Source organism: Pseudoruminococcus sp., from assembly GCF_047012705.1.
Lineage (GTDB): Bacteria > Bacillota > Clostridia > Oscillospirales > Acutalibacteraceae > Pseudoruminococcus.
In genome coordinates this window covers 1-12,388 of the sequence record NZ_JBKXNW010000014.1, presented here as the reverse complement: position 1 = coordinate 12,388, position 12,388 = coordinate 1, and the positions used below count along the sequence as shown (strand labels likewise).

Here is a 12,388-nt window from a genome sequence, read left to right as displayed (position 1 = left end):
TTTTTTATTTAATTTAAAAAGCAGCCGTTCAGATGGCTCTGGACGGCTCTTTTTTGTTGTCCTTAAAACTTGCAAATTTGCCGATTTTGACATATAATAATATGTAAAGAAAATGAAGTGTGGTGATATTTATGATGTCAATTACAAGTACACGATATCTTTCTAATGTCGATTGGTTACAAGATGTGGTTCAAGGTACGGATTTAATCCTGTGCGGAGTTTCGGCACTTGAGTACCTTGAATTATTCAATGGTTATGTCAATGAATCTAAGATACAGGTGTATGCTCAGAACGAGGGACAATTTGATAACATTGAATATCATATTGTCAATTCATTTGACGATATAGAGTATCTCAATTTTGACGGTGTTTTATGTACAACTGTTAATCAGACTATAAACGATATGCTTTCTGATTATGACAACATAGATGAGCTTGCTTTTCTTGAAGCATTGAGCAATTATTATTTCGCCAACAATGAATCATTTGATAATCTTAAAATTAAACCGAATAAACTGAGTATTTTCAATCGGATAAAACAAATTGCAATTAATTATTATTGCTCAGACTGAAAGGAGTATGTATATGAAAACTAATTATCTTGTAACCGCTCAATGTGAAGTTTTGGTAGAATATGCAAATGCCGTTATGGCAAAGTATGAAAAGTATCTTCGCTCTGACTCAGCTTTGGATTGCGTGAAAAAGATGTATAAGGATTTATGCTCATACAATACAAAGATTATTCTTTGTGATAACCAATCTGAATTAGATGACCTATACAGCAATGTAAAAGAATATGAGTGGATAATTGAGCATATACCGTCAGCTATTTCCGTTGGAGCATTGGTATGAATTATACTAATGCTGAATTTGAATTAGCTTATGAAGAAATTTTAAAGCGTATTTTATTTGATAAAATTCCTGTACAAAATCCTATTGCCTACATTCTTGGCGGACAACCGGGAGCAGGAAAAACACAACTTCAGAAGATTATTCTTCGTAAAAACAAAAATGTCATTGCCATAAATGCCGATGCTTACCGTCAATCGCACCCTCGTTTTGAAAGCATACAGGATGAATTCGGTGATGACTCTCCAAAATATACACAGCCTTTCATCAATGAAATTGTTGAAAGGCTTATTTCAGATTTAAGTGATATGAAATATAATCTGATTATTGAAGGAACTTTGAGGACGGCTGATGTTCCGCTCAATACTTGTCATTTATTGAAGAATAAGAATTATAAAGTTGAATTATATTTGATTTCAGTAAAAAAGGATATCTCTTACGAAAGCACCATACTAAGATATGAAAACAATATTAGATTTGGTATGATACCACGAGCTACCGCTAAAGAACACCACGATAAAGTGGTTGATGCAATTTGTGACAACTTGGATATAATTTTCAAAGAAAATATTTTTGATGATATAAAACTTTATGACAGAGAAGGAAATAACCTATATAGTATCAAAGACGGAATATCTCCCGTACTGGTTGAAAAAGACAAGTTGTTCGGGGCGTGGTCTGAAGATGAAATCAGTTCATACAAGGAAATAATTAATACCGTAATTTTTCTTAAACAAGCAAGGAAAGCACCTGATTTAGCACAATATATATTAGAATCATCAAAAAGATTGTCTAATGCACAATCTAATTCAAAAACAGTTTCACGAAAATTTCCTTTATCAAGAAATCAAATAAAGAAAAATTCAAAAATTATATCCCACAAACGAGAAAATCAATCACAACATAACAAGGACAAAAGTAAAAGCAGATAGCATCAAAAAAGATGTTATCTGCCTTTTTGTTGTTTTTTCAAATTATATAGCTCATAAAAACTTCGTGGGCGTTTGGGGCAAGGTCAATGATGTCCTTTTTATAAATTGTAATTTTTTCGGTACTTGTTGAAGCTGAAAACCATAAGCCGTGTGCCGACATTCCGCTTACAACCTTTCCATTTGTACCGCTTGTATCGGGTTTGATTTCTTCACCCTTTCTATAAATTTTATTATTTTTAATTTCAAACTTCATAGAGTTTTTCCTTTCATTATTTCATATCAACCGAAAAATCTGTTGTAAATGAAAATTAAAGTGAGAATACAATGTCGGTAATTATAACTAACATTTCTTACACTCCTCATCTGAACAAATATTCCCTGTAAATTTCTGTTTGTGCTGTCATTCGCAAGCAGTTAAGGAGCTTGCGATATTTTTCGTTGTTTCCTGACTTTTTTGCAAGAATAATTTCTTCGTCCTGTGATTCCCATTCGTGCAATGTGCTGTCAATAAGTTTGTTTGCCTTGTGTACTCTCTGCATTACTGTTCTGTACAGCTTTCCTGAGTCAATCAGCTTCTGAAGCTCATCTGTCCTGTGATTATACAAAAATTCAATATATTCAGCTTCGTCCCACAACAAGCTTCTCATACTGTAGTTATTGGTTCTCTGATTGTAGCTGTAGTATTTGTATTCCTTTTCGTTACAAATATTGATTTTTTCTTCAACTGCATACAACGGAAGCTCTGTGCCATTGAGCTTTGCTTTGCTCACATATGTTTTATCGGAATCTATATCGCACATTTTTTCAAAAAATTCAATTGTCATAATTATTACCTCCTAACAATTTTGGATAGTGTTTCTCTGCATCGGCTATACTCTTATACTTATCCGTTACAACCATTACGGATACTTCTTTGTAACATTAAGATTCCAGTTCCTTTTGTTCTTTCATTTTTTTGTAGCAATACAAAGTAGCTCTGCAATCAGATAAACTATCGTGAGCAATGTCTGTTCCCCAATCATATCCGTAATATTCTGCACATTTAGTGAGTCTTTGCCATTCGTGACAGCCATATTGCTCGCTCCATTCTCCGTATATATAAGCAAAATCCTCCATAACATCTACTATAGCAGCGTTTTCATTTTTAATCCCTATATTGGAAAGAAATCCTAAATCAAAATATACATTGAACCCTATGATAGTATGAGCAGAATTGATAATACGACTGATTTTCTGCTTCACTTCAAGAATATTCTGTGCAGTGGCAACCGTTTCGGGGGTTATGTTATTAACCGCCATAGCTTTATTCCAATTATCTGTATAAAGCGGCTTAATATAGCTGTTGAAAAGAGTGTTGCCCTGACCATCAATGATTGACACCTGTAACAGCTCATCGTCATAAGGATTAAGACCTGTTGTTTCGGTATCTATGACTATTTCGTCATAGATAATTTCGGATTTATACGGAACGCTGAAAGTCTTTTGTATAATATTCTGAGTAATTTCTTTTTTGAACTCTTTTTTGAACAACTGTAATTCTTCTTGTTTTTTCGCCTCTTTTCGCTTTAGAAGAGCTTTTCTCTGAGCTATACGCTTACTTTTTTCGTCTGCTCGGTATTTTGCAAGCTCCTGCTCAGTCATATGGCGAACTTCCTCGTCCCACAAGTACAGCTTTTTAGACGGACAATTAGCATTAACCCATAAATACTTACCACTCTGTTCGTCAATCTTTATAAAGTGCTTTGCTTTCCATTGATTTTCAGTAATTAAAGTCCTACTTTCCGGAACACTGATATGTGTTCTGACCGTTGATTTATATTTATCCCAAACATTACTCATTATGTATGCTCCTTTCTATCGCTGTAAAACATTTCAAGAGCTTGTTCAACTATTTGTTGAATTTCCTCATTGCTAAGACCTGCAAAGTATTTTTTGTAAAGTGTTGGGGCAATAGATACTTTTTTGTCGGGCTTTTTCTTTTTGACGGATAAAACTTTCATCACTTCATCTCCATCAAGTACACCGTCAGCAGACAAAACTCGTAAATCTCTTGCCTGAGCTTCGGATATTTTCATCAGCATATCATCGTCAGCCGAGTTTATCTCAAATAATTCTTCCTGTTCCTCTGCCAGTAAATACGATAATTCTACACCTGCTCTGACGGCAAGCTGACCTTTATCAATCCAACCGAGAATACCGTCAGATAACTTGCTTATTCGCACAAGTCTTGCAATAGTATTCCGACTTAATCCGTACTCATCTGCAACCTTTTCACGGCTGTTGCCGGAAGAAGTTTCTTCGCCGTTAAGCACACGAATTTCATTGATGATGTCATTTCTCTTTCCCTGAGAAAACATTTCAGAATATCGTCTTGCAATAATTCTTGCCTGTTCAGATACTTTGAGGTCATTGAAACCTCTCTGAATAAGGTTGCTTTCATCAACATAAGTTTGAGCTTCCTCTTCTGTGAGTTGCTCTTTAATAATGGCCGGTATTGTTTCAAGACCTGCTATTTTAGAGCAATTCCACCGGTTATGACCGATTAAGATTTCGTATGTATCTGTTCCATCAGGATTTGGTCTGCAAACAATAGGTGTCATTACTCCGTTTTTGCGGATTGATTCAACCATATCATCCCTGCGTTCGCCGTCGTAAAGAGAAAACTGATGATTGTGAAACGGTACAAGCATATCAAGCGGTATTTGCTTTATCTGATTATTTTGTGAGAGCATAGCCCCAAAATTAAAGCCTGTCATTGTTATTCCTCCGTAATTTACGCACCGATTCTTTTCGACAATTCATCGGCACAAGCTATGTATTCCTCTCCGAGCTTGCTGCCCTTAATCAAGCATAATGCTTTGTGCTGTTTTGTGCTTTCAACTGCTTGTGTAGCACGGTGTATCTGAATGCCGAAAAGAGTATCATTGTAGATACTTTCAAGCTGTTCAACAACACGCTTGCTTGCGTTGGTACGGTCAACCATTGTCGGCAGCACACCGAGGATCTCTAAATCCGGATTGATTGTTTCCTGTATCTGTGTAATAACTCCTGTAAGCGTTTTAAGACCGCCAAAGGCAAAATCCTGTACCTGTACGGGTATAATTACTCCTGAGCTGGCAGTCAATGCGTTCATCAGCAACACCCCTAATGAGGGATTGCAGTCAATGATTACATAATCATACTGTTTAACTGTATCATCGTTCAGGATACGCTTGAGTATTGTTTCTCTTGACAAAACTCCTGCAAGGAATAAGTCTGCATTTGCAAGGTTAATATCACAAGGTATGTAATCAAGATTATTAACCTCGTTATGTCTGATGCAGTCTTTAATTTCGACTGCCTTACTCATACCTACCTTGCCGATGAGAAGGTCACTCATTGTAGGATTGCCGTCTGTATTGTCGAAATCGGCATATTTGGATAAATCCGCCTGTGGGTCAAAGTCTATTGCAAGCACTTTGTTGTTTTTGAGGGCGAGAGCGGTTGCTATATTAAAAGCTGTTGTTGTCTTACCGACTCCGCCCTTCTGATTAGCTATTGAAATGATTTTGCACATAATTTATACCTCCGTTATCTTGATTTATCTGTTTGTTTTTCTTTGCTGACTGTATTCTTTTGGGTGATTATTTTAGCGTTATTCTTAATTTGTTTGCGGGAAATTGGAGCTTTTCCTTTAGTTTTGTTTTCTTTAGTTTCAACCGATTTAGACTGCAACTTTGATTTTTCAGGCTTTTGAAATATGTACATCAAATCGTGTTGTTCTCCAACATCGGTAACATCAAACTTTTTGACACATTTACTGAACCAAGGTAACTCATCGTTGAGTTTATACGCAATATTCAGAATTTCAGCATCTGACATTTTCTTACTTGAAATGTATCCTGAAAATTGTCTATGCTTAAAATCGTTGCTTTTTAAAAATTTAGATACCAGTTGATAGGCTTTTAAGTAAATATAAGGACTATTTGAATGAAAAATCTCTTTCACTCTTTTGGTTTCTAAATCAAAATTTATTGCTTTAATACATTTCTTGTTTTCAGGTGATTCAAGTGCTTTCTTCATTGAGAATCACCTCAAGTTTTATTCCCAAGTTGCTTAAGAACATCTTCAACGCTTTCATTAACATTATTGTGCCAAAAAAGTTTTTTTGCGTAGTTTAAAAACCAGTCTGAGTAATACAAATCAAGCATTGCTTTTCCCAATGCTCCATAATCTCTGTTTCTGCCTTTATCTGCAAAAATCAAGTGATAGGGTTTATCGGTTTTAATTTCAGCTAAGTCAAAGCGTTTAAACATATTCCTGATGAATTCATACATTTCTTTAGGGTCGTAAATATCGTCATTGATAACCTTTTCTTCATCAATAACAATTTCGACCTTGTATTTAAATTTCATTTATATCACTCCTTAAAACGGTAAATCTTCGTCAGCACACAGTGCATCGTGTATCATCTGATACTCTTCCTGTTTCTTGTGGTCAGGGTCAAGCTTCGGTATTGGTTCGCTTTTGTCAACTCCTCTTTTGGTGTAACCGAGATAGTCAACTTGTTCAACAATGACTTCTACAATATTTCTGACAATATTCTCTTTGTCGATGTAGCTCCTCGTTTTAAGGTATCCTGTAACAGCAATCAAATCACCTTTGCCTTTATATTTGCAAAGATTTTCAGCCGTCTTGTTCCAAAAGACAAGGTGCAAATACTCTGCTTCATTACTGTAAATACTGTTTACAGCTAACACTACATTGCACAGAGCTTTGTTTGTTTCTTTTGTGTATTTGAGTTCAGGGTCGGCGGTAAGTCTGCCGATAAGTTTTACTTCATTGCGAATCATAATTTTAACTCCTTTAAAAATATTTGTATTTTGCAACTTATGCCCCGTTGGGGCACAAGTTAATTTTCAATTACTTTGTCATATAACGCAGCTCTTTTTACGAGCTTTTCCGATGTAATCCTCATAAAAAATTTAACCGCATCGGCTGATTCTTCAAATTCATCGGTGTGATTTTCTCCCTCAAGGTCGATATATTCAACTACTCTTACTGTTTTCATCTTTGTTTTACCTCCTTAACTTTTCACACTTGAAATCATTTCCTAAACTATTTCTGATTATATTATACTTCATTTAGGGGTAATGTCAAGTGTAATTTTAAATTTTTTGTTCAAAAACGGCATTTTTTTCAATTTGTATTGACAATTCGTTTATACTTGATAAAATAATAGTAGTAGCAAAAGTATAGCGAAAGGGATTGGTCTGATGGTTACAATTAAAGAATTTACCTGCGAACGATGCGGAAATAAATTTGAAACCACCGCTAAACACGCTAAATATTGTCCTGAGTGCAGAGAAATAAAGAAGCTCGAACGGATTCAGGCACACAAGGAAAAACAAAAAGCAGGAACGGCACGAAGAGTCGGCACGGAACAGATATGCCCGAACTGCGGAAAATCCTTCATTTTAAAATCCGGCAGTCAGAAAATCTGTGAGGAATGTGCAAAGAAGAGAGTTTATCCTAAAAATTCTACGGTAAAGCCGAAGGACTTATATGACATAATCCATATTTATGTGCCGAAGGGCGAAAAGGAAAAATTGCAGAATTGGGTCAAAGACAAAGGGTTAAATCTTAACAAGGCATATAATTATGCAATGCAATTATTTATGGAAGAGATTGACCGTGAAGAAGAAAAATATAAATAATAATTATTCCAAGCTTTTATTTTGTGACCTGTCATTGTTTCTGAGATAATCGTTAATGCTTTGACGGGCATATTCAATCTTTTTAAGCTCATCAATAATTGCCTTGTATTCTTCATTCATCTGCTGAACATCGGAAGTTAATTTTTTTCGTTTTTCTTCAAGAGTTGAAATTGTCGGCAATTTTCTGTCGGGATACAAACTTAATAATTTAGCAACTGCATCATCGTACTTTGCAAGTGCGGTGATGTTTTCTTTTTTGTATTGTTTTTGATTTTTTGCAGTCATCAGATTTTTGTGATAAGGCTTGTACTTCTCATATGTCCTTATGAGCTTTATTACATCTGCAATATCGTTAATTTGGTTTTGAGTTCTGTTAAGTTTGGAAACAATAACCATTCTGTCATTGTATTTTTCTGCAGCTCTGTTTTCTATATCCGACTCACTTCTCATATTGTTTTCAGACAAAAAATTTATGAGCTTTGAAACCTCTTGCATATTCTTAATATTTGCCCAATGCAATAATCCTTTGGAAGTCTGAAATACATCTGTGCTTGTATCAATAATTCGGGTTCTGTATATTTTTCCGCTTTTACCGGTTTTTAAGAATTGATACTGCTCAATGCGTTTGCGTAATTGAGGTTCGTCATAATACCAACCGAGAGTGCGACCTCTTGAAAAACGCTGTTGTCCCTGCAAGCGAAATTTTATCTTTATGACATTTTCGGGAGTATAAATACACTCAACATTTTTCTTTTTAAGCTGTTCTAAAAAATCTTCAAAAGATGTCGATTGCATTATTGTTTCATCAATCACACATCTTAATTTTGACTTCCAAGATTTACCCAAATAATCCTGTTGCCATTCGTAGTAACATTTGCCCGGATTGATAGGTTTTTCAATTACAGATAAATTGTATTCTCTGCATACATCATCATTTATTTCACGGAGTTTTTTCCAAGACTTACCGCCACGATTTTGCTGCCATTCAAAAGTACGGAAATTCTCAAAATTAATATTATTAAAAATGATGTGGTTGTGTATGTTGTCCTTATCCGTATGTGTCGCTACTATGTACTGATATTTATTTTCAAGCAAGCGTTCGGCGGTTTTTATTCCAATTTCAAGTGCTTGTTCAGGTGTAACTTCCTGTCCTTTAAACGATTGCTTAATATGTTGAGCGAGAACATCACCTTTGCCTGTTCCAAATTCTCTGATTGCCAAAAATTCCTGTTCTGCCGATTTGCCATCCTCGGTACAACCGTAGCAGTACACATATTTTTGATTTTCTGTTTTTTCCGGATTTAGAATGTAGTCAATTGCTACAGAGAGCGTAGTTTTGACTGAACCGAGTTTAGTGATTGCCATATTTCTTTTTGCACCTTCTTAATGTATTCGATGTCCTCATCGTAAAAGCGATTTGTTGAATTCACCCGTTTTGCAATCTGATTTATGTTAGTTCCTATTGCAGTAATGTTTTTTCGCAAATCGTCAAATTCTGAAAAATTCACATTGATGACAAATCCTTTTATTGCCTGTTTTCGCAAAAACGAACTTAGCGATTTTTCATTAGTGAGCGAAGCTCGTTTTTCTATAATTTTCAATTCTTCTTCAGAAACTCTTACGCTGATTCTGATAGTTTTGTTTTCAATGTTTTTCATAAAAATGCCTTTCTGTAAAATTTTAATTTTCTAAAAAACGGGGTTTTAGGGGTATCCCTTAACAAGCAATTTTTCAAATTTTACGGATTTGAAAAATTGGCGGTTTGTGTCGAAATGTCCGACACACCGCAGTGCTTGCTATTAGACCTGCGGGGATATTTTCCCTCTAAGGTCTAATAGCAAAAATACCCTCTATATATATTCCGTAATTTTTGCAATTTCGCACCCCTGCTTTTAAAAAATTTTTTCATTTTTTAAATTTTTTCTGATTTTAGAACAGGGTAAAATTAAAAAAAGATTTTTCTTGTAGAAGAAAAATCTTGAAAACGCTAATATATTGTGATAATATGTTTATATCAATAGTTGTCTGTTCAGTCGTTAAAAGAACGGAGTGTTTTTTTAATGACGATGAACAGCACGCACCTTGAAAATTCAAAAAATTTAAAAAGTGATAATCAGCTCATTTTGCTTAAAGCTTATAAGCGAAAAACTGCCCGACAGGAAAAATGGATGTTTTTCGAAAAAGCTTATGATAAGAACAAACACAAAAAGCGAATTGAGTCGCTGAGCGATTATAACGATAAGTCGGATGTATATATTGATACTGAATCTGACATAGTGAAAACTTTATCAGCTCAGGAGTTGCACAAATGCTTGCTTGTGGCTTTAGATGAATTGACCGACCTTGAAAGACTGATTATTGATGAGGTGTTTTTTTCTCCTGATAAACGCCCCTCACTCGAAGAGCTTGGAAACAAGCATAATATTTCAAGACAGGCGTATTCTCGTAAGCTCAATCGCACATTGCACAAATTACGCATACTTATAGAGCAAGATATCACAGAGTATTAAGAAAATTAAAAATTTTTTAAATTTTTTTGGATTTTAGGGGTGCGAAAACCCGTTTTTTACGGAATATATATAGAGGAAAAAATCCTCACGAAGTCTTGACTTGATTTTGCAAGGTGGTATTATGGAGGTAAATCAATTGTTGCCTGCGTAAAAGGAGAATAACAGATATGCAGGAAAACAAACAAAATTTACGATTTACAGCCCTGTATTGCCGCCTATCGTCTGATGACGAGTTAAAAGGCGACAGCAACAGTATTATACATCAAAAGCAAATCCTTCAGGACTATGCACTTAAACACAGCTTGACGCCGACAGAGATTTATGTTGACGATGGCTTTACGGGAACAAATTTTGACAGACCGGATTTTAAAAGACTTCTTTCCGATGTTGAAAACGATTTAGTCAAAACAGTTATAGTAAAGGACTTATCAAGATTGGGCAGAAACTATCTTAAGGTTGGGTACTACACAGAAGTATTATTCCCGGAAAAAGGTGTCCGCTTTATTTCTATTGCAGACAACCTTGACACATCGGTCAATGATGAATTAAACGATTTTATCCCATTTAAAAACATTATGAATGAATGGTATGCCAAAGATTTGTCAAGGAAGCAAAGAGCTGTAGTTAAGAGCAAAGGCAACTCAGGTATACGATTGGCAACTCGTCCGCTTTACGGTTACAAAAAAGCCGAAAACGGCGATTGGTTAATTGATGAGCCGACAGCTGCCGTTGTGCAAAAAATATTTGACTTGTACCTAAAAGGTTACGGTCCGGTAAGTATTGCAAATTATCTTTTTGCGAACAAAGTTAAAATACCATCGACAATTGGATTGCCAAAACTCAATCCGGAGCAAAATCCATATCGTTGGTCTAAAGATACCGTTGCAAAAATTTTGACTTGTCAAGATTACTGCGGCGATATGATTAACTTCAAGCGTTCGGATGTTGACAGTCTTGTAATATTCCATGACAGACAAGAGCCGATTATAAGTCGAGAGATTTTTGCTGAAGCACAGAAATTACGATTAGACAGAAAACCAGTTAGACACGATTACAGCGAACCGGTGCTTTTTTCTGACTTGTTATTATGTGCCGACTGCAAAAGTCGAATGTATGCACAACGCCGTTACCACGGAACAACTTCTTATTCTTGTTCAAAAGCAAGAAAAACGCAAGGTTGCACCTCGCACTATATCAATGAAAACAAACTTATTGATTGTGTCAAAAGCGACATTAACAAGCTCATTAAAAACAAAGGGATTGTTATAAAACTCGCAAAAGAGAAAATGCACATTGACACCAAAACGGCACAATGTGCAAATTCTCAAAATCTTAAAAATGCGAAAAAACGCATTTTGCAAATTGACACAATTCTCAAAAATTTGTATGAAGATAAAGTGCTTGGAAACATAAATCTCGCAACTTTCAAAAAGTTGGAATCTGATTATTTACGAGAGCAAGCAGAACTCAATAAAGTCATTTTTGAGCAATCTAAAATTAAGGTTAATCTTGAAAATCGCTCTAAATCAATTTGTGGATTTTTGAAAAAACTCGAATCTTATAATAATCCCGTTTCAGAGTTATCAAGAGATTTGTTGATTGACTTAATTGACAAAATTGAGATTTGCGAAGCTACGAAAAACGGTAACGAACGCAGTCAACAAGTACATATTTATTACAAAGAGATTGGCAAAATCAACCTTGAGTAAATTTTGTACCCAAACAGTAACGCCCTATATGGGCAGTTCCAATCGGGATTGCCCATTTTAAGAAAGAAAAAGACAAATCGGAATTTGTGGAGGAGAAAATTGTGAATGAATTAAGAAAAGAAATTGCAATTCAGCAGAAAAAAGGATTACCGTTTATCATGACATCAGTGATTATATGGCTGCTGATATTGCTTGTATCAATTTTGGATATCAATATGAATATGAAAAATTTATTGGTATTTTGCTGTTCATGCCCATTATTACCGCTGTCCTGGATAATTGGTAAACTAATAAAGGTGGATATCTTTTCAAAAGAAAACCCGTTAGGACAGTTAGGCTTCATTTTTACCTTAAATCAAATGATTTATTTATTAATCGTTATGTGGGTGTTTAGTGCGGTTCCGGAAAAGATGATTATGGTATACGCCATGGTGTTTGGAGCACATTTGTTTCCATATTCATGGTTGTATAAATCAAAGGGATATACAGTTGTTGCAATTTCAATTCCGGTTATTTCCTTGATTTTAGGATGCACATTAAATGGCACGACGGTTGCTGCTGCTGCATGTATTATTGAAGTAGTATTTGCTTGTGTATTACATATGGAATTAAAGAAAATGGCAGATAACTAAAAGGCAAATTCCAGTTTGTAGGGATGACATGAAAAATGAAGTTTAAGGAACAGAGCTTTA

At 35.1% G+C, this 12,388-nt stretch carries 18 protein-coding genes; 7 read left to right on the top strand and 11 right to left on the bottom strand.

Annotated elements, in window-relative coordinates:
- Positions 1-131: 131 nt before the first annotated feature.
- Genes ACLU24_RS12385 through ACLU24_RS12375 form a run of 3 tightly spaced genes read left to right on the top strand, consistent with a single transcriptional unit; the run spans position 132 to position 1,781 of the window.
- Complete coding sequence (locus ACLU24_RS12385; RefSeq protein WP_147337491.1) at positions 132-572, top strand: hypothetical protein; 441 nt, start codon at positions 132-134, stop codon at positions 570-572.
- Between the two features lie 13 nt (positions 573-585).
- Complete coding sequence (locus tag ACLU24_RS12380) at positions 586-852, top strand: hypothetical protein (protein ID WP_412612985.1); 267 nt, start codon at positions 586-588, stop codon at positions 850-852.
- Complete coding sequence (locus ACLU24_RS12375; protein ID WP_412612984.1) at positions 849-1,781, top strand: zeta toxin family protein; 933 nt, start codon at positions 849-851, stop codon at positions 1,779-1,781. Before ACLU24_RS12380 ends, ACLU24_RS12375 begins: the two co-directional genes overlap by 4 nt.
- A 37-nt stretch (positions 1,782-1,818) precedes the next feature.
- Here ACLU24_RS12375 and ACLU24_RS12370 read toward each other — a convergent pair whose 3' ends face one another.
- The 9 genes from ACLU24_RS12370 to ACLU24_RS12330 form a co-directional block, all read right to left on the bottom strand.
- Positions 1,819-2,034, bottom strand: coding sequence for a hypothetical protein (locus tag ACLU24_RS12370; protein ID WP_117979542.1), 216 nt, complete (start codon positions 2,032-2,034; stop codon positions 1,819-1,821).
- A gap of 106 nt (positions 2,035-2,140) precedes the next feature.
- Positions 2,141-2,605, bottom strand: a complete 465-nt coding sequence (locus ACLU24_RS12365; protein ID WP_412612983.1) for a hypothetical protein — start codon at positions 2,603-2,605, stop codon at positions 2,141-2,143.
- A gap of 97 nt (positions 2,606-2,702) precedes the next feature.
- A complete protein-coding gene (locus ACLU24_RS12360) occupies positions 2,703-3,620 on the bottom strand; it encodes a 3'-5' exonuclease (RefSeq protein ID WP_309372312.1) in 918 nt (305 codons plus the stop codon).
- Positions 3,620-4,537 carry a ParB/RepB/Spo0J family partition protein gene (locus ACLU24_RS12355; RefSeq protein WP_309372313.1) on the bottom strand — a complete coding sequence of 306 codons (918 nt, stop codon included), beginning with the start codon at positions 4,535-4,537 and terminating at the stop codon, positions 3,620-3,622. The genes ACLU24_RS12360 and ACLU24_RS12355 overlap by 1 nt, the downstream gene beginning before the upstream one ends.
- A 17-nt stretch (positions 4,538-4,554) precedes the next feature.
- Positions 4,555-5,337, bottom strand: coding sequence for a ParA family protein (locus ACLU24_RS12350; protein WP_303787398.1), 783 nt, complete (start codon positions 5,335-5,337; stop codon positions 4,555-4,557).
- Between the two features lie 14 nt (positions 5,338-5,351).
- A complete protein-coding gene (vapD, locus tag ACLU24_RS12345; RefSeq protein ID WP_118101887.1) occupies positions 5,352-5,843 on the bottom strand; it encodes a VapD family protein in 492 nt (163 codons plus the stop codon).
- A gap of 11 nt (positions 5,844-5,854) precedes the next feature.
- Positions 5,855-6,175 carry a hypothetical protein gene (locus tag ACLU24_RS12340; RefSeq protein ID WP_117952157.1) on the bottom strand — a complete coding sequence of 107 codons (321 nt, stop codon included), beginning with the start codon at positions 6,173-6,175 and terminating at the stop codon, positions 5,855-5,857.
- A 12-nt stretch (positions 6,176-6,187) separates the two neighbouring features.
- On the bottom strand, positions 6,188-6,613 hold the full coding sequence (locus ACLU24_RS12335; protein ID WP_117979536.1) for a single-stranded DNA-binding protein: 426 nt from the start codon (positions 6,611-6,613) through the stop codon (positions 6,188-6,190).
- A 59-nt stretch (positions 6,614-6,672) separates the two neighbouring features.
- The gene (locus ACLU24_RS12330) at positions 6,673-6,831 is read right to left on the bottom strand and encodes a hypothetical protein (RefSeq protein ID WP_178085379.1); all 159 of its coding nucleotides are present in this window, start codon (positions 6,829-6,831) and stop codon (positions 6,673-6,675) included.
- A 205-nt stretch (positions 6,832-7,036) separates the two neighbouring features.
- Between ACLU24_RS12330 and ACLU24_RS12325 the strand changes: the two genes are divergently transcribed.
- Entirely contained in the window at positions 7,037-7,477 is a 441-nt protein-coding gene (locus ACLU24_RS12325; protein WP_117952195.1) for a hypothetical protein, read from the top strand.
- Positions 7,478-7,480: 3 nt separating this feature from the next.
- Here the strand turns inward: ACLU24_RS12325 and ACLU24_RS12320 are convergent, their stop codons facing one another.
- Both ACLU24_RS12320 and ACLU24_RS12315 read right to left on the bottom strand, forming a co-directional pair.
- On the bottom strand, positions 7,481-8,842 hold the full coding sequence (locus tag ACLU24_RS12320) for a relaxase/mobilization nuclease domain-containing protein (RefSeq protein WP_303665800.1): 1,362 nt from the start codon (positions 8,840-8,842) through the stop codon (positions 7,481-7,483).
- Positions 8,797-9,135, bottom strand: coding sequence for a plasmid mobilization protein (locus ACLU24_RS12315; protein ID WP_294036459.1), 339 nt, complete (start codon positions 9,133-9,135; stop codon positions 8,797-8,799). Before ACLU24_RS12315 ends, ACLU24_RS12320 begins: the two co-directional genes overlap by 46 nt.
- 402 nt (positions 9,136-9,537) lie before the next feature.
- Here ACLU24_RS12315 and ACLU24_RS12310 point away from each other — a divergent pair, with 402 nt between their 5' ends.
- From ACLU24_RS12310 to ACLU24_RS12300, 3 genes are all read left to right on the top strand, one after another.
- Complete coding sequence (locus ACLU24_RS12310; RefSeq protein ID WP_117952210.1) at positions 9,538-9,987, top strand: sigma factor-like helix-turn-helix DNA-binding protein; 450 nt, start codon at positions 9,538-9,540, stop codon at positions 9,985-9,987.
- Positions 9,988-10,154: 167 nt separating this feature from the next.
- A complete protein-coding gene (locus ACLU24_RS12305; protein WP_118101892.1) occupies positions 10,155-11,696 on the top strand; it encodes a recombinase family protein in 1,542 nt (513 codons plus the stop codon).
- Between the two features lie 101 nt (positions 11,697-11,797).
- Positions 11,798-12,328, top strand: a complete 531-nt coding sequence (locus tag ACLU24_RS12300; protein ID WP_181979549.1) for a DUF7010 family protein — start codon at positions 11,798-11,800, stop codon at positions 12,326-12,328.
- Positions 12,329-12,388 lie beyond the last annotated feature (60 nt).